Below are 20,764 nucleotides of genomic sequence, written 5' to 3' on the forward strand. Positions count from 1 at the left end.
CCCACCGATGTCTGTTCCCATCTCGCGCGGGCACAACCCGCTGCGTGACCCCGATGACCGCCGTCTCAACAGGATCGCGGGCCCCAGCGCCCTCGTGATCTTCGGCGTCACCGGAGATCTCTCACGCAAGAAGCTGATGCCAGCGGTCTACGACCTCGCGAACCGCGGTCTGCTCCCTCCCGGGTTCGCCCTGGTGGGATTCGCCCGACGCGACTGGGAGGACCAGGACTTCGCCCAGGTCGTCTACGACGCCGTGAAGGAGCACGCCCGCACGCCGTTCCGCGAAGAGACGTGGACCCAGCTGCTGCAAGGCATCCGCTTCGTCTCGGGTGAGTTCGACAACCCGGACTCCTTCCGCAAGCTGCGTGACACCATCGAGAAGCTCGACGTCGAACGGGGGACGATGGGCAACCACGCGTTCTACCTGTCGATCCCGCCGAAGGACTTCCCGCTGGTCGCGAAGCAGCTCAAGGAATCCGGTCTCGTCGGCGAGAACAGCGACGATGACGAGCGCTGGCGTCGTGTCGTGATCGAGAAGCCCTTCGGACACGATCTCGAGTCCGCGCGGGCTCTGAACGCCGCTCTCGAGGTGGCCTTCCCCGCGGACTCGATCTTCCGCATCGACCACTACCTCGGCAAGGAGACGGTTCAGAACATCCTGGCCCTGCGCTTCGCCAACGAGCTGTACGAGCCGATCTGGAACCGCAACTACGTCGACCACGTGCAGATCACGATGGCCGAGGACATCGGCGTCGGCGGGCGTGCCGGGTACTACGACGGTATCGGTGCCGCACGAGACGTGATCCAGAACCACCTGCTGCAGCTGCTGGCGCTGACAGCGATGGAGGAGCCGATCAGTCTCTCGGCCGAGCACCTGCGCGCCGAGAAGGAGAAGGTTCTCGCGGCCGTGCATGTGCCCGACGACCTGTCGCTCGCGACCGCCCGCGGGCAGTACGCGGGCGGATGGCAGGGTGGCGAGAAGGTCACCGGCTTCCTGGAAGAGGAGGGGATGAACCCCGAGTCGACCACGGAGACGTACGCCGCGATCAAGCTCGAGATCGACACCCGTCGCTGGGCGGATGTGCCCTTCTACCTGCGGACGGGGAAGCGTCTGGGCCGTCGTGTGACCGAGATCGCCGTGGTCTTCAAGCGCGCGCCTCAGCACCTGTTCGGCCGCGGCAACGCGTCCGAGCTCGGACAGAACGCGCTCGTCATCCGCGTGCAGCCGGACGAGGGCGTCACGATCCGCTTCGGCTCGAAGGTGCCTGGTAGTGGCTCCAACGTCCGCGACGTGACGATGGACTTCGGCTACGGCCACGCCTTCACGGAGGCGAGCCCTGAGGCGTACGAGCGTCTGATCCTCGATGTCCTGCTGGGCGATCCGCCGCTGTTCCCGCGGCACGAGGAGGTCGAGCTCTCCTGGAAGATCCTCGACCCGGTCGAGAAGTACTGGGCCGCCCAGGGCGGTCCGGTGGAGCAGTATGCGCCCGGCTCGTGGGGACCGGCATCCGCCGACGACCTGCTGGCCCGCGATGGACGAGTCTGGAGACGCCCGTGATCATCGACCTTCCCGACACGACCGTCAGCCAGGTCGCGAAGCAGCTGGTCAAGGTGCGCGAGGAGGGCGGAGCTGTCGCCCTCGGCCGCGTGCTGACCCTCGTCATCGCTGCCCGCAACGGAGTGGCGGAGGCGGCGATCGATGCCGCCAACGACGCTTCGCGGGAGCACCCGATGCGTGTGATCGTGATCACCACAGGTGAAGGCGAGTCCCGTCTCGACGCGCAGATCCGCGTCGGCGGCGACGCCGGCGCCAGCGAGGTCGTCGTCCTGCGCGCCTTCGGGGATGCCGCGAGCAACGAGGAGAGCCTCATCACGGGCCTCCTGCTGCCCGACGCCCCCGTGGTCGCCTGGTGGCCGGAGTCCGCGCCCGTCGCACCGGCGCAGTCCCCGCTCGGCAAGATCGCTCAGCGCCGCATCACCGACGCCGCGACGGCGCACGATGTCCGCGACCGGCTCGCGCTCCTCGGTGAGACTCATGCCCCCGGCGACACCGACCTGGCCTGGACGCGCCTGACCCACTGGCGCGAGCAGCTCGCGGCCGTGCTCGACCAGCCGCCGTACGAGCCGATCACCGGGGTCGAGGTGCGCGGAGCATCGGCATCCCCGTCCACCGCGCTGCTGGCCGCGTGGCTGCAGATGGCTCTCGATGTGCCGGTGCAGTGGTCGTACGAAGACCCCGACCAATGGGCTGAGGGCATCAAGTCGGTGCGCCTGACGCGTGATTCGGGAGACATCCTCCTCGAGCGCCCGACGCCGGGCGTCGCCGTGCTCACGCAGCCGGGCCAGCCGAACCACGACCTGCACCTTCCCCGACGCACACTTCGCGAATGCCTCGCAGAGGAGCTGCGTCGACTGGACCCCGACGTCCTGTACGGTCGGGTGATCACCGAGGGCTGGGAGAAGCTGGGTCCGCCCGAGACTGGAGAGTGACGTCGATGACGACATCGTCCGCAGAGAAGCGCGTGGTGGTGGAAGCCACCCCCGCTGCCCTCGCCACCCGTGTGGCCGACCGATTCCTGACGCGGGTGCGTGCGCGCACCCGCAACGGTCGGCTCGCACACATCGCCCTCACGGGAGGATCGATGGGTGGAGCGGTGCTGCGTGCCGCGTCCGAACACCCTCGTGCCGCCGAGATCGACTGGTCTCTGGTGCACTTCTGGTGGGGCGACGAACGCTTCGTCCCGCGCGACGATGTCGACCGCAATTCTCTGCAGTCGCGACAGGCGCTGCTCGACCACATCGCCGTGCCCGCGGAGAACGTGCATGAGGTCGCCGGCCCCGACAGCGGCCTGACCCTGGACGAATCCGCCGCGGCTTACGCCGAAGAGCTCGCACGGTTCGGCACCGACGAGCACCCGTGGCCCTCGTTCGCCGTGTGCTTCCTCGGTGTCGGCCCCGACGGCCACGTCGCCTCGCTCTTCCCTGATCGCGAGGAGGTCACGGTGACGGATGCCGCCGTTCTCGCCGTGCGGGACTCCCCCAAGCCTCCGCCGGAGCGCGTCACTCTGACCCGCCCCGTGCTCAACTCGTCCAAGCGCGTATGGCTCGTACTGACGGGGGCGGACAAGGCCTCCGCGCTGGGCCTCGCTCTTGCGGGCGCCAGCTACACGAGTGTCCCTGCAGCCGGGGCGAAGGGCCGCAAGCGGACGGTCTTCTTCGTGGACGAAGCTGCCGCCTCCGAGGTCTCCGCCGACCTCATCGACCAGGCCTACTGAGTCCTGCGAGCACAGCCCCTCCCGGGGACTGCGTCACGGGTGTTCCGAGGATCCATCGCCCCGCTGCGGCGCATCCGGCCCGACGGTGCCGTCGGCGCGCTCGGGAGCGCCCATCGCCGAGGGCGATGCCGTGGAGTCCTCCTGCCCGCTCCGCCCGGGGGCGCCCGGCGCACTGCCGCGCGGTATCCCCAGTTCCTGGCTGTCGCTGAGCACCTGGGGATGGTACCGGGCGAGCCCGACGACACCCCATACGGCGATCCCGCCGGCCACGGCGAAGATCACGAGCACCCACCACGGCGCGGCGGCTGCTTCGCCCAGCACGACCATTCCGATGAGCACCGCCACGAGCGGGTCGACGACGGTGAGTCCGGCGATCACGAGGTCGGGCGGACCCGAGCTGTACGCCGTCTGCACGAAGTAGGCACCGACAGCCGCAGCCGAGATGAGGGCGAGCACGCAGATGGCGGTGATCCACTCGAACTGGCCCGCCTCGATGCGCTTGATGACGACCTTGGCGAGCGTGGCCACGAATCCGTAGAGGATGCCGGCGCCGATCACGTAGAACAGCGCACGCATGCGGCGACGCAGGATCAGCCAGCATGCGCCGAGGACGATGATGACGGCGAGCAGGAGCGCCAGGATGGTGAAGAGCTCGCGGTCGGTCACCTCTTGCTCTGTCGCGTAGATCGCGGCGAAGAACACGAAGAGGAAGATCCCGCCGACGCAGCAGATGATGGCGGTCAACGATTGTCGTGTCGGCGAGTGGCCGGAGATCCGCGCATTGAGCAGCGTCGTGATCACGAGCGCGATCGCTCCGAGCGGCTGAACCACGATCAGCGGCGCCTGCACGAGCGCGGCGAGCTGACAGATGACGGCGAGCCCGAGCATGAGCGTGCCGATGAGCCACGACGGGCGGGTCAGGAGCCGCTTGAGCTGATCGAAGCTCAGTCCCGACGCGCCGGTGGCACCGCTGAGACGCTCGACCTTCTCGACGCCGCGGTGCTGGTATTGCGCGCCGAGGGACATGAAGACGGCGCCGGCGAGGGCGAGCGGGATGCCGAGCAGCAGACCGGGGTTCTGGAACGCGCCGACGAGCTGATCGCCGACGTCCTCGACCGCATTCATCCACACCCCAGCACTCACAGTACGACCCTACCTGGCGCGCACCGCCGACTAGGGTTGTGACGTGGCTGTACTTCCGATTCGCATCATGGGCGATCCCGTCCTGCACTCCCCCGCCTCCCCCGTCGACGAGATCACCGACGACATCCGAAGCCTCGTCGCGGACATGTTCGAGACGATGGATGCCGCACCGGGAGTCGGCTTGGCCGCCCCGCAGGTCGGCGTGCCCCTGCGGATCTACACCTACGCATATGTCGATGACGACGACCAGCCGTGGCGTGGTGTCCTCATCAACCCCGAGCTCTGGATGGTTCCGCTCGAACCGGGCGAGCCCGATCCGGACCTCGAGTCAGAGGGCTGCCTCTCGTTCCCGGGCGAGCGATTCCCCCTGCGCCGGTCGGAGCGCGTGCACGTGACCGCGACGGACCTGGAGGGGCAGCCGGTCTCGATCGACGTGGACGGCTGGCGTGCCCGCATCATGCAGCACGAGTTCGATCACCTCGACGGCATCCTGTACGTCGACCGTCTCTCCGACGGGGACTGGAAGACCGTGCAGAAGATCGCCCGCAAGCGCGGCTGGGGGCGGCCAGGCGCGAGCTGGATGCCCGGCGTCGACGACCTCGAGGGGTGAGCCGCTCCCAGCAGAACCACAGCCTCCTCCGAGTTGCATCACAGACTCGGTGACGGCTAACGTGTTCGCGGCGGGGGCTTTCATCGTGCCTCCACATCACGCTTCGGAGGGGAAACAATCATGATGAAGATGCGCGATCGACGGGCTCTGATGCTCGCAGGATCGGCAGTGGCGCTCTCGGTCGCCCTGACCGGTTGCAGCGCCCTCAACGGTATTCTCGGCAGCGGTTCCGGCGACGCCAACCGCGATGAGGAGACCGGCCAGGTCACCGAGAGCTCGAACGTCGGCGTCTTCTCGGTGAAGCTGGGCGACTGCATGCTCGACACCGGAACCGGCATGCTCACGGATGCCAACGTCCTCCCCTGCACCGACCCGCACGACCAGGAGGTGTACTACGAGATCACGATGCCGGACGGCGAGTTCTCCGACACCGACATCGACGCGGCGACGCAGGAGTGCGTCGGAGACGCGTACACCTCGTTCGTCGGCGTCGCCTACGACGACTCCGCTCTCAACGTCACCACGCTCGTTCCCACCAAGGACTCCTGGGAGAAGAACAACGACCGCGTGATCCAGTGCATCATCTTCGACCCGGCCGGGCAGACCACCGGCTCGCTGGCCGGCGCCGCACGCTGACCCGCAGTCGCAGAGAAGGGCTCCGCCTCGTGGCGGGGCCCTTCTTCGTACCCGCGATGGTTCAGTCGTCCGAGGCGCGCAGAGCCAACCAGGCAGCCACGCGGTCGTCGGGGTCGGCCATGGACAGTCCCAGCAGATCCTCGATGCGTCGGATCCGCGCCGCCAGCGTCTGCCGATGGATTCGCAGTCGCGTCGCGCTCTCGCCCCAGGCGCTGTTCGTGGCGAGGAAGACACGCAGGGTCTCGATCAGCTCCGGGTGCTGTTCAGCACCCCTCAGCGGGTCGAGGAGCCTCCCGATGCGCTGCGTCTGATCCGGTCCCAGGTGCCCGAGCACCAGGGACACCGTGGGGATGGACTCGTACCTGACGACGCGCTCACCACCCGCCCGCGCGGTCTCGCTCGCCTGGCGGGCTTCGTCGACGCTGCGCGCGAGCGCGTCCGTCGCACTCGGACGACCGAGACCGAGGTAGAGCGTCGAGGCGAAGGTCCGCACACGATGCGCGATCTCCTCCGCGTGTTCCTCCCGGACGACACCGCGGATCAGTCCGCGCTGAGCGGCGAACACATGCTCGGCCCCGAGCTCGTCGAGCCATAGTGCGAGCAGATGCTCGGTATCGACGCCGCTCGTGCGCGAGACGAGGGCGAATCCCATGAGACTTCTCTCGTGCACACCCCAGCGGCGGAGGAGCCGGGTGGCATCCTCCCCACCCTCGAGCACGGTCTCCAGCATCATCGAACGTCCGAGACGCTCGAGGTGGCTGCTGTCGCGCGTGCGCATCAGCAGGTCCAGCAGGGCCGCCGCTTGAGAGCTGAGTTCCCTTCCGCGCCCTGAGCTGTCGTTGCGCGGGGCGGTGACGAGCTGCGCGGTGATGTCTTGACCGGGGCCGACCGGATGCACCTGCAGGGCGCGATGGCGCACCCGGACGGGGCGACCGACGGCGACCGCGATCGCGTCGTCGATATGCAGGCTTCCCGCCCCGGCCGTCGTGATGACCTCGCCATGTCGGTCGAGAAGCACCGCCCAGCCGTCGATCCGGTGCGCGAGTTCGGCGATGACACCGGTGATCCCGCTTCGTCGAGCGGCGAGGGTCAGCACGCGCATCGCAGAGGTGATCGCCCTGGCTTCGGCTGCCTGATCGACGGCGAGCAGCGCGGTCAGCGTCGGCGTCAACAGGTCGTCGGCGATACCCGCTCCGACGATCGACGTGATGCGTCGTTCCTCGAGCACCTGGTGCACCGCCGGCGTGTCCGCGGCGGTGACCACGACCGCGTCCTGGAGCAGTGCGAGCTTCTCCGGGTCGTCGACCAGTTCGCCGAGCTGAGCGACCTCGACGACGACCAGGGTGGTGAAGAGGTGCTCGGAAGGAGCGCTGAAGGAGTCCAGACCGACGACGGAGTTCACGTGACGCGAGCTCGGCACCGCTCCGTCCAGAAGCCGTCCTTGGAGGTATCGCGCCACGGAGGCGACATCACGAGCCACCTGCCGATCATACAAAGTGTGACTCCCGCGCAGTGAATCCACACATTCGTCGAATGCCTCCAGGTCGGCAGTCTCCTAGCATCGTCGGCATCCCCACTTACCCGAAGGATGTCATGAAAGCTGTTGTCTTCCGCGATCCGCAGTCTCCGATCGAGTTCGTCGACGTCGACCTCGCTCCGCCCCGCGCCGGCGAAGTGCGCGTCCGCATCGCCGCTGCGGGCGTCTGCCACTCCGACCTCCATGTGAAGCGCGGCGAGTGGGATGCTGCCGCGCCGCTGGTGATGGGGCACGAGGGCTCCGGTGTCGTGACCGAACTCGGCGAGGGCGTCACGACCCTGGCGGTCGGCGACCACGTGGTCCTGAGCTGGGTTCCGCCGTGCGGGGAATGTCGATACTGCCGCGCCGGCCATGAGGCGCGCTGCCAGAAGGTGGCGACGGTCGTCGCTCCCTTGGGCGTGCTCTTCGATGGCACATCGCGCCTGAGCCGCGATGGCGAGCAGCTCCACCACTACCTCGGCGTCTCCTCCTTCGCCGAAGAGGTCGTCGTGCCCGCGTCGGGTGCCGTCAAGGTCCGTGACGACGCCCCGCTCGATGTCGTCGCGGTCGTCGGTTGCGCCGTGGCCACCGGGGTGGGTGCGGTCCTCAACACGGCGGCGGTCGAACCGGGATCGACCGTGGTCGTGATCGGCTGTGGTGGCGTCGGCCTCAATGTGGTCCAGGGCGCGCGACTCGCCGGTGCGGAGCGCATCGTCGCGATCGACGTGCGTCCGGAGAAGACGCAGATGGCGTTGCAGTTCGGCGCCACGGACCGCATCGACGCCTCCCAGGGCGATGCCGTGGCGCAGCTGCGCGAACTCATCCCGGACGGTGTCGATTACGCGTTCGACGCGATCGGACGCACCTCCACCACCGAGCAGTCGATCCAGATGCTCGGCCTCGGTGGTGCGGCCGTGATCGTCGGGCTTCCCCCGACGGGCGCCCGCGCATCATTCGAGCCCCTCGTCCTCGCCGAGGCGGATCAGCGCATCCTCGGCTCGAACTACGGCTCGGTGCGCCCCTCCATCGATGTCCCGGCCCTCGTCGACCGCTACATGGACGGACAGCTCAAGATCGATCCGCTGATCTCGGGCCGCCGTCCTCTTGCCGAGGCCGCAGCAGCGCTCGACGACCTCGAGACCGGCTCGGCGCTGCGTACCCTGCTCATCCCCTGAGCACCCCATCCCCTGACCGCCCTTCACCCCCTCCACCCTGAACCCGAATCCAGGAGAACCATGTCAGACACCGTCGTCGCCCCGCCTGGCGCACCCCGGGATGCCGGTCTTCGCACCGGCGTCATGAGCGGACCAGAGCTCGCCGCCCAGGCCATCGCCAACATCGCTCCCAGCGCCGTCATCGCCTTCACGGCGGCGGCCATCTTCCTCGGTGCGGGTAACGGCACCATCTACGCCTTCGCCCTCGCCACGATCGTGATCCTGTGCGTCGGGTACTGCGTGGTGGTGTTCGCCCGCAAGCACGCCTCCGCCGGGTCGCTGTACACCTACGTGTCCAAGGGCCTCGGCCCGTTCGGCGCGTTCCTCGCTGGTGTGACACTGCTGATCGGCTGCTTCGGCATCGCGGCGGCCTCCCTCAGCGGGTCCGTGAGCTACATGGCGCAGTTCCTCAGCATGCTGGGACTCCCCGCCCAGGGACTCGGCTGGGACATCGGCCTCGCGATCGTGCTCGGCGGCCTGGCGACGCTGTTCACCATCCGCGGCATCCGCCTGTCCGCGCGGGTGTCGCTCGTCCTCGAGCTCGTGTCCGTCGGCATCATCCTCGTGCTCCTGATCGCCGCGCTGGTCTGGGCGGGTCCCGCCGCCTGGGACCCCGCGCAGGTGCTCGCGACAGGATCGTCGTTCCAGGGAATCGCGTCCGGCATGGTGCTCGGCATCCTCGGCTTCGTGGGTTTCTCCTCCGCCGATGCCCTCGGGCGCGAGGCCAAGGAGCCGTACAAGGCGATCCCCCGCGCGATCATGTGGAGCGCTCTCGGCGTCGGCGTGCTCTACGTCTTCGCCGCCTACACGCAGATCACCGTGCTCGGTGACGATCTCGCCACCGCCTCCAGCCCGCTGGAGAGCATGTCGGCCCTGATCGGGATGCCCGGCTGGTTCGCCGCCGTGCTCACCTTCGGCGTCTCCGCGTCGTTCTTCGCCGTCGTGGTCGCACCCCTCAACGTGATCGGCCGCATCGTCTACGTGATGGGCAAGGAGGGCGTCGTCGCCGAGCGCTTCGGACGCACGCACGAGCAGCACCTCACACCCCACCGCGTCCTGATCATCGCCGGAGCGGCGGCCGTCGCAGTCGACATCGTGCTGCTGCTCTCGGGAGCGGCGACCGGCGAGATCCTCGTGTGGGTGAACACCTGGGGCACCTACGGCTACATGGTCGCCTACGCCCTCGTGGCGATCGCCTGCGTGGTCTACACGCAGCGGGCGAAGGTGCGCAACGGTCTCGTGAAGGTATGCGCGACCGTCGCGGTCGGCACCATGGGCTACGTCTTCTTCGCGAACGTGTGGCCGGTGCCGGCGTTCCCGTACAACGTGATCCCCTACGTGTTCCTGGTGACGGTCGCCCTGGCGCTCACCCGGTACGCCTATCTCGCCCGACGTCGTCCCGACGTCATCGCCCGCATCGGCAACACCGAGACGAGCGCGATGGAGGGCGTCGGCTGACCCGACACCGCCGATCGAAGGAGCCTCTCCCCACGGAGGGGCTCCTTCTGTCGAGTCTGGACTCGACAGGATCTCTCGGCCCGCCGGAGAACGAGAAAAGCCCCCTCCGTGGAGGGGGCTTTTCCGATTGGCTCCCCGGCTTGGACTCGAACCAAGAACCTGCCGGTTAACAGCCGGCTGCTCTGCCAATTGAGCTACCGAGGAATGTGCGCCGCTGAGCGGGCAACTCGTCAAGCTTAGCAAACTCCCGGAGGTGTTCACGACACGGCGGCACGGTTCCGGGATGCCGGGCGTGTCGGGGTCAGTGCCGTGAGTCCGACTCCGCGTTCGGCACCCAGAGCAGGTCCTTGCCGACTCCGCGGGCCACGACATGCCCGCTGCGGAGCATGAGGGTCTCGGCGTTCAGTTCGCGGATGAAGTCGGCGTCGTTGGTCACGAGGAGGGCCGCCATCGACTGCTCCCTGCGACGGCGGGTGATCGCGTCGAAGACCACCGGACGCACCTCGAGGTCGAGGTTCGCGAGCACCTCGTCGGCGATGAGCACCTTCGGCTCGAGCACGAACGACCGCGCGATGGCCACACGCTGGCGCATGCCGGCGCTGAGTTCGTAGGGGAACTTCGACGCGGTCCCGAGCGGCAGGTGCAGCTCGTCGAGCAGCATGGCCACGCGGATCGAGAGGGCCTTGGTGTTCACCCGGCGCTCCCGGATGAGGATCGGCTCCGCGATCACCTCGTTCACGGTGAGCCGAGGCGGCAGGTCTGCCCCGGCGCCCTGCGGAACGAAGCCGGTGCGATAGGTGAGGATGCGGTGTTTGCGACCGGGACGGCGCACATCGACGCCGCAGACCTGGGCGTTGCCTCCGACGACCTTGACCGAGGGGTCGGTGGAGCCGGCAAGGGCGGCGACCAACGTCGACTTTCCTGAGCCCGTGGGTCCGGCGACGCAGATGAGCCCACCGGGCGCCAGCGAGAACGTGACACCGTCGACCGCGCGCGTCGGCATCCCGTGGCCGATGCGGTCGATCACCAGATCGGAGCAGTCGATCGCGTTCGTTGATTCGGGCCTGCGGGACATGACTCCATCCTGCCGCCTGCCGGCCCCCGCTCCCCGTTACGACTCGGCGAAGCGCTGACGCTCTGCGTCGATGTCGCGCAGGCGCATCCGCAGCGCGCGACCACCATCGGAATCGGCAGGCACGCGTTGCACCGCACCGAGGAGCTCCTGCTTCTCGTGCTCGAGCTGCCGGAGCACGAGCCTGCGGGCGAGGTCGGTCACAGTGGCGACGGCCCGCTCCTCCGTCCGCTCGGGGAACGGCGTCATCAACAGCTCCCCCGCGAGGGAGCGGTAGGGTTCACGCACGCCGTTCACGGCCTCGGTCACCCAGCCGGCCCTGGTGCGGTCCGGAGCCGCCGCAACCGCCTCACGCACGGCGTCCAGCCCTGGAGTCCGGAAGGATGCCTCCAACGCCCGGTTGAGCAGCGCCTGATCGACCTGGTGTCCGTACTGGAGCGCACCCATCAGCGCGTCGCGTTCGACCGCGACGTCGGGGCTGCGCGGCAGACTCGCCAGCGTCACCGGGGTGACGAGGGGAGCCCCCGTGACCGAGTCGATCTGCGAGGCCTCCCGACGCGGCTGCTGCGGGGTCGAGGCTCCGCGAGCGGCGCGTTCGACCTCACTGCGCACTTCGGTGGGGTCCATCCCGAGCCGCCGCGCCAGTACGCGTTCGTACCCCGGGCGAAGAAGCTGATCGCGGATCTCCGCCACGATGGGAGCGGCCGCCCGCAGAGCACCGACGCGCCCTTCCACCGTGGAGAGGTCGAAGCCGCCGAGTTTGCGGTCGATCGCGAACTCGAACATCGGCTGCTTGGTGTCCATCAGCCCCCGAACCGCGGCATCTCCTCGCCGGAGTCGCAGGTCGCACGGATCCATACCGTCGGGCGCGACCGCGACGAAGGTCTGGGCGTTGAATCGGTCATCCTCCGTGAAGGCACGCAGGGCCGCCTTCTGACCGGCTTCATCACCGTCGAAGGTGAAGACCACCTCGCCTGAGGCGTTGTCGTCGCCCATCACGCGGCGCAGCACCTTGATGTGCTCGGTGCCGAACGCCGTACCGCATGTGGCGATCGCCGTCGTGAGTCCCGCGAGATGGCAGGCCATCACATCGGTGTAGCCCTCGACCACCACGACCCGGCGTGGGTCGCCTCTGGCGATGTCGCGCTTGGCGAGGTCGAGCCCGTACAACACCTGCGCCTTCTTGTAGATCGGCGTCTCCGGGGTGTTCAGGTACTTCGGCCCCTGGTCGTCGTCGAACAGCTTGCGGGCGCCGAAGCCGATCGTCTGCCCCGACACGTCCCTGATCGGCCACACGAGACGCCCGCGGAATCTGTCGTAGACACCGCGCTGTCCGGTCGAGACGAGGCCGGCATTGCTGAGCTCCTCGCGGGTGAACCCCTGCGCGGTGAGCGCCTTCAGCATGCCGTCCCAGCCACGCGGGGCGAAGCCGACTCCGAAATGCGCTGCAGCACCTGCATCGAACCCGCGCTCCCCGAGGAAGCGACGTCCTGCCTCGGCGTCCGGGGTGAGCAACTGCGCGCGGAAGAACTCCGCGGCTGCGGTGTTGGCTGCATACAGCCGACTCCGCCCACTCGTCTCGGGGGCGGCTCCGCCGTCCTCATAGTGCAGCGTGTACCCGATGCGGCCGGCGAGACGCTCCACCGCCTCCGTGAAGCTGACGTGGTCCATCTCCCGGAGGAAGGAGTACACGTCTCCGGACTCCCCGCATCCGAAGCAGTGGTAGTACCCCACCTGCTGCCGGACATGGAAACTCGGGCTCTTCTCGTCGTGGAACGGGCACAGGCCCTTGAGGGATCCGACTCCGGCGGGCTTCAGCGCCACGCGCTCGCCGATGATGTCGGCGATGTTCGTGCGCGCCTTCACCTCATCGACATCGGCCTGACGGATCCGCGGCATCAGTGCGCTCTTTCCGCGACGGGAACGCGCTCGGTGTGCGGCCGCGCACCGGGGCGGGCGTGACGGGGAGTCCAGATCCCCACCTCGGCCGGGTCGATCTCCCCGACGAGACGGTTGTGCCAGTCGATGGCGCTCTGATCGGTGAGGCTCGCGATCTGATCCACGACGACTCTGGCGCGCTGGGCGTCGGTCTCCGCCGCGATGAAGTCGGCGGCGAACGCGGGCTCGAGCACATCGGAACCCGCGGACCACAGCGCATCGGTCGACCAGAGGGCGTCGGCGAGCCTCTTCAGCACGCGCCGCTGCTCCTTGTAGACGCCCTTGCGGGCTTCGATCGTGACGATGGCCTGGCCCATGATGCCCTTCAACACGGCGATCTCCACCTCGATCACCCGCGGGACGATGACATGGGCGTTGTACCGGACCAGCGCCTTCGTACCGTACGCCTCCCTGGTGGCGGAGACCGAAGCACGGGCGAAACGTCCGATCAGGTCACTTGTGAGGTTCTTGAGCCGCGCGAGAGCCTGACGGGAACGGTCGAACGAGGAGAGCCACATCGGCTGCGACGCCAGACGGTAGAGCGCGTCGGCGAGCTCGTCACGCGTGAAGTCGTACCCGACCCACTGCTGGATACGCCCGACGAGTGCGTCGTGCTGAGCGGGGTCGGCGAGCTGGGCGACGTCGACGTAGCCGTTGACGATCGCATCCTCGAAGTCGTGGACGGAGTAGGCGATGTCGTCCGAGAGGTCCATGATCTCGGCCTCGATGCACCGGAGTCGACCAGGAGCGCCTTCGCGCATCCAACGGAACACGGCTTCATCCTCGGGGTACACGCCGAACTTCAGACGTCCACCGGGATCGGGGACCGGGCTGTCGACCGTCCACGGGTACTTGCACGTCGCGTCGAGGCTGGCGCGGGTCAGGTTCAGGCCGACCGAGCGGTCGCTGTCGTCGAGCACCTTCGCCTCGAGTCGGGACAGGATGCGCAGGGACTGGGCGTTCCCCTCGAACCCCCCGATGGGCTCTGCCCACTCGTTCAGTGCCCGCTCGCCGTTGTGACCGAAGGGAGGATGCCCCAGGTCGTGGCTGAGGCACGCGGTGTCGACGACATCGGCCGACACGTCCAGTGCGACAGCGAGCTCGCGCCCGACCTGAGCGACCTCGAGGGAATGCGTCAGACGGTTGCGGGCGAAATCCGCGGTGCTGGCAGGGCTGAGCACCTGCGTCTTGGCGGCGAGTCGGCGCAGCGCGGCAGAATGCAGGACACGGGCACGATCACGAGCGAAGTCGTTGCGCTCGGATCGATGGGTCTCGGCGAAGAAGCGTTCGGCGTCTCGCGCGTCGTAGCCGTCGGCACGCAGGCCTGGCCGGGGGTCAACCGCCACTGTTCTCGATCTCCGCTCCACGCATCATCTCCGAGGTGTCGGATGCGATCTCCCGCGACTCCAACCACTTGTCCGGCAGGGCCGTGCGCTTCGGGTGTCCCGCCCGCCCGCGCTGCCCCTCGGCGTCCGCACCGGGATACGGTGCCGTGTGATCGAGCCGGCCGAGGAGGTCGTCGATCTCGGCGAGGCTGGACGCCGTGGCGAGTCCGGTGCGGATGTCGCCCCCGACCGGGTAGCCCTTGAAGTACCAGGAGACGTGCTTGCGGATGTCACGGCATCCGCGATCCTCATCCTCGAAGAACTCGACGAGGAGCTCGGCGTGGCGGCGGAAGGCGTCAGCGACGAAGCCGAGCGTCGCGTCGACCGTCTTCCCCTCCCCGCCGAACGCGGTCGCCAACTCGCCGAACAGCCAAGGGCGTCCGAGGCAGCCGCGCCCGACCACCACTCCGTCGCAGTCGGTCTGCGCCATCATGCGCACCGCATCGTCGGCCGACCAGATGTCGCCGTTCCCCAGCACCGGGATGCTCGTGACCGCCTGCTTCAGCTCGCCGATCGCGTTCCAGTCCGCGAACCCGGAGTAGTACTCGCCGGCAGTCCTGGCATGCAGCGCCACGGCGGCGGCCCCGGCGTCTTCGGCCGCACGCCCTGCATCGAGGAACGTGAGGTGATCCTTGTCGATGCCTTTGCGCATCTTCACGGTGAGAGGGATGTCGCCGGCGGCTTTCACCGCCTGGTCGACGATGTCGGCGAACAGCTTCGACTTCCACGGCAGCGCCGCTCCCCCGCCGCGACGGGTGACCTTCGGCACCGGGCACCCGAAGTTGAGGTCGATGTGGTCGGCGTGATCCTCGGCGACGATGATGCGCACGGCCTCCGCGATGGTCTTCGGGTCGACGCCGTAGAGCTGGATGGACCGCGGCGTCTCGGACTCGTGATGCCGGATGAGTCGCATCGTGGTCTCGTTGCGTTCGACGAGCGCCCGCGAGGTGATCATCTCGCTCACGTAGAGCCCGGCGCCGTACTCGCGACACAGACGTCGGAAGGCGGTGTTGGTGATCCCCGCCATGGGTGCGAGGACGACCGGCACGTCGAGATCGATCGGGCCGATGCGAAGAGGGCGGGCGGGGGCGGTGGCGAGAGTCATGTCCTGTCCATTCTCCCAGACGCGGAGCCCGGAGGGATGCGGCGATCTAAGCTGTGCATATGACCGAATCCTCGCTCCGCACCATCCCGTTCACCGACGCGAAGGGCGAGGAGAAGACGCTCGACGATCTGGGCGCCGATGTGGTGCTCGTGGTCAACGTCGCGTCCAAGTGCGGGCTGACGCCGCAGTACGAGCAGCTGGAGGAACTGCAGCGTCTGTACGGCGATCGCGGATTCACCGTCGTCGGCTTCCCCTGCAATCAGTTCTTCGGTCAGGAGCCCGGCTCTGTCGACGACATCCTCGAGTTCTGCTCGACGACCTACGGCGTCACCTTCCCCGTCAACGACAAGGTCAAGGTGAACGGCAAGAACGCCGCCGAGCTCTACAAGGCGCTCAAGGAGACTCCCGACGCCGGTGGCAAAGCCGGGCGCGTGGAATGGAACTTCGAGAAGTTCCTCGTGCTGCCGGACGGGGACGTCCTGCGCTTCCGGCCGAAGCAGAAGCCGGACGCCCCCGAGATCGTCAGTGCGATCGAAGCGGCGCTGACCCGCTAGAGCGCGCCGGCCCGTCAGACGGCCGCGGTCTCCGGCTCGGCCTCTCCGCGCTTGGACCAGAGGTCGCGGAGAACGTTCTCGAACGCCGCGGGCGGTTGCGCGCCGCTGATGCCGTACTGGCCGTCGACGACGAAGAACGGCACGCCCTGGATTCCGTAGGCGCGGGCCTGCGCCTGGTCCTGACGCACGGCGGGCAGGTACTGCTCGCTCTCGAGTGCTGCGCGGGCACGGTCTGCGTCGAGCCCGACCTCGACAGCCAGCTCGACGAGATCATCGATGCGACCGACGTGCTTGCCCTCGGTGAAGTAGGCGGACATGAGCCGCTCTTCCATCTCGTGCTGCAGCCCCTCTGCCTTGGCGAAGTGCAGCAGCTCGTGCGCCTTCACCGTGTTCGTGTGCTGCAGCAGATCGAACCGGTACTCGAGGCCGGCGTTCGCCGCCACACCCGTCACGTTCGAGAGCATCTGCTCGACCTGCTCGCGCGGCATGCCCTTGTGGCCTGCGAGGAAGTCGATCTCGTCACCGTCGAAGTCGACGGGGGTGTCGGGCGAGAGCTCGAACGAGTGGAAGGTGATGTTGACCTGCGGTGCGTCCTCGTCGGCCGCGACCGCTTCGAGACCCTTCTCGAGGTTGCGCTTGCCGATGTAGCACCAGGGGCAGGCGATGTCGGACCAGATGTCGATGGAGATGGGTTCAGTCACACTGCTATGCAACCGCATGCACCTACGGGCTATTCCGAACCCGATCCGAGCCGCGGATAGGATTCTCGGATGCTCTCCGCCGAAGACCCGCTGCCCTCCGTCCCCGAGCGCGTGCTCGTCGCCGGCGTCTCAGGGTCCGGCAAGACCACGCTCGCCCGACGGCTGGCCCGCCTGTGGAACCTGCGCCATGTGGAGATCGACGGCCTGTTCCACGGCCCCGAGTGGACGCCGCGCCCCGAGTTCCTCGACGACGTGCGGGCCTTCGCAGCGGAGGAGCACTGGATCACCGAGTGGCAGTACACGAGCAAGGGAACGGACGACATCCTCCCCCCGCGCGCACAGCTCGCGATCTGGCTCGACTACCCGTACCGCGTGGTGCGAGGCCGCCTGATCCGGCGCACGCTGGCTCGAGGCGTGCTGCGGCTCGAGCTCTGGAACGGCAACCGCGAGAAGGGGCCGTGGACCATGTTCCGCCGTGATCCGGAGGAGAACATCCTCGCGTGGCAGGCAGCGACACTTCACAAGTGGACGGAGCGCTTCCCCGCGTTGCAGGAGCGCTTCCCGCACCTCACGATCGTCCGTCTCCGTCATCCGCGGGAGACGAGACGGTGGCTGCGTGCTCAGGCAGAGGCGTCGGGAACGTCGATCGCACCGCCGAAGCGACGGTCGCGCGACAGGTAGATCCCGATCGCCCGCCACAGCTCCTCGCGCGAGAAATCGGGCCAGAGCGTGTCGAGGAAGACCATCTCGGCGTATGCCGACTGCCACAGCAGGAAGTTCGAGGTACGTTGTTCGCCCGAGCTGCGCAGGAACAGATCGACGTCCGGCATGTCGGGGACGTACAGATGGCGGCGGATCATCTTCTCGGTGATCGCCTTGGGCTTCACGCGCCCTGCCGCGACATCGTCGGCGATCGCCCGCATGGCATCCACGAGTTCGACCCTGCCGCCGTAGTTGACGCACATCGTGAGCGTGAGCACGTCATTGTCGCGGGTCAGTCGCTCAGCGTGCTGCAACTCCTTGATGACGCTGCCCCACAGGCGCGGCTTGCGGCCGGCCCAGCGGATGCGCACACCCCATTCGTTGAGCTGATCGCGACGGCGGTGCAGGACGTCGCGGTTGTAACCCATGAGGAAGCGGACCTCTTCCGGCGAACGCGCCCAGTTCTCGGTCGAGAAGGCGTACACCGAGAGGTGCTTGACCCCCGCCTGGATCGCGCCGGCGACCACGTCGAGCAAGACCTCCTCCCCCGCCTTGTGCCCCTCGATGCGGTTGAGTCCCCGGCGGTTCGCCCACCGGCCGTTGCCGTCCATGACGATCGCCACGTGCTCGGGCACGGCCCGGAACGCGGGCGGGTACGAACCTGTCCAGTCCAGCGGTCGATAGGGGACGGCGTCCTTGTGCGTATAGGGCTTCGGGCTCACCGTGCTCCTTCTGAAGTGATGTCTGACACATGGGAGAGGGAGCGGATGCCGCGCTCCAGGTGCCATTGGGCGTACGCGGAGACAAGTCCCGAGGCTGCGGCGGTGTCGGCCGGCGCCGCTGCGTCGATCACGTCCCACTCCCCCGCGATGAGCGAACGGAGCAACGCCAGGGTCTTCTCTGCGACACGCGGGCTGCCTGCCGGGGCGCAGTTCTGGCAGACGAGCCCACCGAGCTGAGCGACGAATCGCGAGTGCGGCCCTGGGGTGCCGCAGCGGGCGCACTCGTCGAGCGATGGCGCCCAACCCGACAGCGACATCACCCGCAGCAGGTACGAGTCGAGGATGCTCCGTGCGACGTGCTCTCCCCGCGACAACGCCCGCAGCCCGCCGACGAGCAGCAGGTACTGATCGGGAGTGGCCTCCGCGTCGCTCAGACGGTCCGCCGTCTCCACCATGGCGTTGGCCGCGGTGAAGCGGTCGTAGTGTGCGGCGATGTCGGTGCCGTAAGAGCCGAGGGACTCGGCCTGCTGCACGATATCGAGCGAGCGGCCCTGGTAGAGCTGCACGTCGGCGACCATGAACGGCTCGAGCCTGGCGCCGAACTTGGACGACGTCCGGCGCACTCCCTTCGCCACCGCGCGGACCTTGCCGTGCCGTCTCGACAGCATCGTGACGATGCGATCTGCCTCACCGAGTTTGTGGGTGCGCAGGATCACCGCTTCGTCTCGATAGGTGGGCACCCTTCGATTATCCTCCGTGCGCGAGAATGAACGGGTGACCGAACCGCTCTTCATCATTCCGCTCTGGGCGGACCTGCTCGGCGTCGGCCTCGGCGGAGTCCAGGGCGCGATGTTCGCATCGGGTTTCCAGGGTCAGAGACGGCTCGACTGGCTCGGGGTGGCCATCATCGGCATCATGATCGGGATGGGCGGTGGTCTGATCCGCGACATCCTGCTCGGGCAGACCCCCGCCACGCTGCAGAATCAGTGGTACCTGGTCACTGCGGCCGGCGCCGCGCTTCTGGGCATGCTGCTCGCCGGGCTCTTCACCCGCCTGAACACCGCCATCGTCGTCCTCGATGCCGTGGTGATCGGCATGTTCGGCGCCTTCGGCACGAGCAAGGCCCTCGCCTTCGGGATTCCCGAGGTGCCGGCGGTCTTCATCGGCGTCTGTGCCGCGGTCGGAGGAAGCGTGCTCCGCGACATGCTGATGGGCCTGCCGACCGCGATCATGCACGTCGGCTCGCTGTATGCGGTCGCTGCCGGAGCGGGGTGCACGTTCATCGTGATCGCCGTCGCACTCGGGATGCCGATTCCCCTCGCGGCGGTCATCGGCATCGTCGTGACGGCCGTGATCCGGATCCTCGCGGTGACGTTCGATGTCTCACTCCCGGAGCAGCGCCGTCTCTACCGCCGTAAGGTCGCCGCGGAGACCGGTGCGATCGCGATCGTGAAGCCTCAGGACTGACCGGTTCAGGTGCCGCGGAGGCGGTCCGCGCCGCGTACCATGCCGGCGAGTCCGTCGATCACTCGCTCGAGACCGAAGTCCCACGCCGTTCGAGCGTCGTAGGGAACGCCCATGGCTTCCCCCGCAGACTGACCCACCGACCTGGCGAGGGGCATCTCCTCACCGAGGTAGGCCGCCAGACGCGGTGCGGCCTCTGCCCACGATGCCGCGAACGCCGCTGCGCGCTGCTCCTCGCGCATCCGAGCCGCCGCAGAGAGAGTGAAGTCCAGCACGAAGCTCAGCGCCGCGTCACGCTCCACGTCGCTGAGACCGAGGTCGTCGAAAGCATGGAGTTCCCGGTCGTACTTGGCGATGGTGCCAGGGCCGAATACGACACGGGGATCGTGGATGTCGATGAGCCATGGATGAGCGCGGAGGAGGTGCAGGTTGTCCTCGGCGACCGCCCGGACCGCCGCACGCCAGCCCGAGGCCTCCGCGGGCTCACTGCGAAGACTGGCGTGCATCGCATCCGCCATCAGCACGAGCAGGTCGGCGCGGCTGTTGACGTGCGTGTAGATCGACATCGGGGTGAGGTCGAGGGACTGCGCCAGCGAGCGGATCGTCACCGCGCCGAGGCCGTCGGCGTCAGCCAGTGCGACGGCACGATCCACGACGTCATCCGCCGAGTGACGTGCCTTCGGCCCGCGCTGGCGGGTCACGGGAACCGCGGGGCTGTGCCGCCAGAGCAGATCGACGAGATTCTTGGCCATCGGGAATAGCCTAGACCGCTTCCACCTTCACCTTGTACACTGTACAGACTTTTGGAATGGAGAACCGTGAACATCACTCAGACCGCCCTCTCGTTCAACGTCCCCGACGTGGCGGCCTCCGCCGCCTTCGCCACGACGCACTTCGGCTTCGAGGAGGCGATGTCCGCGGACGGCTTCGTCTCGTTGCAGCACCCGGGGCCCGTCCCGAACATGATCTTCCTCCAGACCGGGCTCTCGACGTTCCGCCCACAAGAGATCGCCGGCTCCGCCGGTCAGGGCACCCTGATCGTCTTCGTCGTCGACGATATCGACCGGGAGTTCACCCGCATCGCCGACGCAGGCGCTCGTGTGGTCACCCCTCCGGAGACTGAACCCTGGGGTGAGCGCTATGGTCAGTTCGCCGACCCCAACGGCCTCATCTGGCAGCTGGTGCAGTGGGTGGACTGACCTCTACCTCGAATCGCGCGATCGGTCCCCTCCTGTCGACGGACACGACCGATCGCGCGATTCGAACCGG

At 68.1% G+C, this 20,764-nt stretch carries 21 protein-coding genes and 1 tRNA gene; 11 read left to right on the plus strand and 11 right to left on the minus strand.

Annotation, left to right across the window (positions count from 1 at the left end; genetic code table 11):
- The first annotated feature begins 7 nt into the window (after nt 1–7).
- From zwf to pgl, 3 genes are read left to right on the plus strand one after another with little or no spacing between them, the layout of a single operon-like run.
- Nucleotides 8–1,558, plus strand: coding sequence for a glucose-6-phosphate dehydrogenase (zwf, locus tag AX744_RS02820; protein WP_046749152.1), 1,551 nt, complete (start codon nt 8–10; stop codon nt 1,556–1,558).
- The gene (locus AX744_RS02825) at nt 1,555–2,490 is read left to right on the plus strand and encodes a glucose-6-phosphate dehydrogenase assembly protein OpcA (protein ID WP_046749153.1); all 936 of its coding nucleotides are present in this window, start codon (nt 1,555–1,557) and stop codon (nt 2,488–2,490) included. Before zwf ends, AX744_RS02825 begins: the two co-directional genes overlap by 4 nt.
- Before the next feature lie 5 nt (nt 2,491–2,495).
- Nucleotides 2,496–3,275: a 6-phosphogluconolactonase gene (gene pgl / locus AX744_RS02830; RefSeq protein WP_058633218.1), complete on the plus strand. Its 780-nt coding sequence runs from the start codon at nt 2,496–2,498 to the stop codon at nt 3,273–3,275.
- A 33-nt stretch (nt 3,276–3,308) separates the two neighbouring features.
- Here the strand turns inward: pgl and AX744_RS02835 are convergent, their stop codons facing one another.
- A complete protein-coding gene (locus AX744_RS02835) occupies nt 3,309–4,400 on the minus strand; it encodes a DMT family transporter (RefSeq protein ID WP_058633217.1) in 1,092 nt (363 codons plus the stop codon).
- 61 nt (nt 4,401–4,461) lie between these two features.
- Here AX744_RS02835 and def point away from each other — a divergent pair, with 61 nt between their 5' ends.
- Together def and AX744_RS02845 are read left to right on the plus strand one after the other, a co-directional pair.
- Nucleotides 4,462–5,028, plus strand: a complete 567-nt coding sequence (gene def / locus AX744_RS02840; RefSeq protein WP_082682753.1) for a peptide deformylase — start codon at nt 4,462–4,464, stop codon at nt 5,026–5,028.
- A 120-nt stretch (nt 5,029–5,148) separates the two neighbouring features.
- Entirely contained in the window at nt 5,149–5,664 is a 516-nt protein-coding gene (locus tag AX744_RS02845; protein ID WP_061015334.1) for a hypothetical protein, read from the plus strand.
- A gap of 61 nt (nt 5,665–5,725) precedes the next feature.
- Here the strand turns inward: AX744_RS02845 and AX744_RS02850 are convergent, their stop codons facing one another.
- Nucleotides 5,726–7,144, minus strand: coding sequence for a PucR family transcriptional regulator (locus AX744_RS02850; RefSeq protein ID WP_061015335.1), 1,419 nt, complete (start codon nt 7,142–7,144; stop codon nt 5,726–5,728).
- 113 nt (nt 7,145–7,257) lie between these two features.
- Here AX744_RS02850 and AX744_RS02855 point away from each other — a divergent pair, with 113 nt between their 5' ends.
- Nucleotides 7,258–8,355: an alcohol dehydrogenase catalytic domain-containing protein gene (locus AX744_RS02855; RefSeq protein WP_058633211.1), complete on the plus strand. Its 1,098-nt coding sequence runs from the start codon at nt 7,258–7,260 to the stop codon at nt 8,353–8,355.
- A gap of 60 nt (nt 8,356–8,415) precedes the next feature.
- A complete protein-coding gene (locus tag AX744_RS02860; RefSeq protein ID WP_061015336.1) occupies nt 8,416–9,852 on the plus strand; it encodes an APC family permease in 1,437 nt (478 codons plus the stop codon).
- A 128-nt stretch (nt 9,853–9,980) separates the two neighbouring features.
- Here AX744_RS02860 and AX744_RS02865 read toward each other — a convergent pair.
- The 5 genes from AX744_RS02865 to dusB all read right to left on the minus strand — a co-directional run bounded on the left by AX744_RS02865 (nt 9,981) and on the right by dusB (nt 15,352).
- Nucleotides 9,981–10,056: transfer RNA gene (locus tag AX744_RS02865), tRNA-Asn, on the minus strand.
- A 97-nt stretch (nt 10,057–10,153) separates the two neighbouring features.
- Nucleotides 10,154–10,927 (minus strand): ATP-binding cassette domain-containing protein, encoded by a 774-nt coding sequence (locus AX744_RS02870; RefSeq protein WP_061015337.1) that lies wholly within the window; start codon nt 10,925–10,927, stop codon nt 10,154–10,156.
- Between the two features lie 36 nt (nt 10,928–10,963).
- On the minus strand, nt 10,964–12,823 hold the full coding sequence (gene dnaG / locus AX744_RS02875; protein WP_061015338.1) for a DNA primase: 1,860 nt from the start codon (nt 12,821–12,823) through the stop codon (nt 10,964–10,966).
- Nucleotides 12,823–14,208, minus strand: a complete 1,386-nt coding sequence (locus tag AX744_RS02880; RefSeq protein WP_046749181.1) for a deoxyguanosinetriphosphate triphosphohydrolase — start codon at nt 14,206–14,208, stop codon at nt 12,823–12,825. Before AX744_RS02880 ends, dnaG begins: the two co-directional genes overlap by 1 nt.
- Complete coding sequence (gene dusB, locus AX744_RS02885) at nt 14,198–15,352, minus strand: tRNA dihydrouridine synthase DusB (protein WP_061015339.1); 1,155 nt, start codon at nt 15,350–15,352, stop codon at nt 14,198–14,200. The genes AX744_RS02880 and dusB overlap by 11 nt, the downstream gene beginning before the upstream one ends.
- Nucleotides 15,353–15,411: 59 nt before the next feature.
- Between dusB and AX744_RS02890 the strand changes: the two genes are divergently transcribed.
- On the plus strand, nt 15,412–15,906 hold the full coding sequence (locus AX744_RS02890) for a glutathione peroxidase (RefSeq protein ID WP_046749183.1): 495 nt from the start codon (nt 15,412–15,414) through the stop codon (nt 15,904–15,906).
- Between the two features lie 14 nt (nt 15,907–15,920).
- Here AX744_RS02890 and AX744_RS02895 read toward each other — a convergent pair whose 3' ends face one another.
- Nucleotides 15,921–16,607, minus strand: a complete 687-nt coding sequence (locus AX744_RS02895) for a DsbA family oxidoreductase (protein WP_058631369.1) — start codon at nt 16,605–16,607, stop codon at nt 15,921–15,923.
- A 69-nt stretch (nt 16,608–16,676) separates the two neighbouring features.
- Here AX744_RS02895 and AX744_RS02900 point away from each other — a divergent pair, with 69 nt between their 5' ends.
- Nucleotides 16,677–17,288, plus strand: coding sequence for an AAA family ATPase (locus tag AX744_RS02900; protein WP_061015340.1), 612 nt, complete (start codon nt 16,677–16,679; stop codon nt 17,286–17,288).
- On the opposite strand, the gene AX744_RS02905 is transcribed toward AX744_RS02900, so the two are convergent.
- A complete protein-coding gene (locus tag AX744_RS02905) occupies nt 17,228–18,031 on the minus strand; it encodes an isoprenyl transferase (protein ID WP_058631371.1) in 804 nt (267 codons plus the stop codon). The genes AX744_RS02900 and AX744_RS02905 overlap by 61 nt on opposite strands.
- On the minus strand, nt 18,028–18,771 hold the full coding sequence (recO, locus tag AX744_RS02910) for a DNA repair protein RecO (RefSeq protein WP_046749187.1): 744 nt from the start codon (nt 18,769–18,771) through the stop codon (nt 18,028–18,030). Before recO ends, AX744_RS02905 begins: the two co-directional genes overlap by 4 nt.
- 34 nt (nt 18,772–18,805) lie before the next feature.
- Between recO and AX744_RS02915 the strand changes: the two genes are divergently transcribed.
- Nucleotides 18,806–19,498: a trimeric intracellular cation channel family protein gene (locus AX744_RS02915; protein WP_046749188.1), complete on the plus strand. Its 693-nt coding sequence runs from the start codon at nt 18,806–18,808 to the stop codon at nt 19,496–19,498.
- A gap of 5 nt (nt 19,499–19,503) precedes the next feature.
- Here AX744_RS02915 and AX744_RS02920 read toward each other — a convergent pair whose 3' ends face one another.
- A complete protein-coding gene (locus tag AX744_RS02920) occupies nt 19,504–20,247 on the minus strand; it encodes a TetR/AcrR family transcriptional regulator C-terminal domain-containing protein (RefSeq protein ID WP_061015341.1) in 744 nt (247 codons plus the stop codon).
- A 66-nt stretch (nt 20,248–20,313) separates the two neighbouring features.
- Between AX744_RS02920 and AX744_RS02925 the strand changes: the two genes are divergently transcribed.
- A complete protein-coding gene (locus AX744_RS02925; RefSeq protein ID WP_046749190.1) occupies nt 20,314–20,694 on the plus strand; it encodes a VOC family protein in 381 nt (126 codons plus the stop codon).
- Nucleotides 20,695–20,764 lie beyond the last annotated feature (70 nt).

The sequence above is a fragment of the Microbacterium sp. CCH5-D1 genome (assembly GCF_001557335.1).
In the GTDB taxonomy this organism is placed as follows: Bacteria; Actinomycetota; Actinomycetes; order Actinomycetales; family Microbacteriaceae; genus Microbacterium; species Microbacterium oxydans.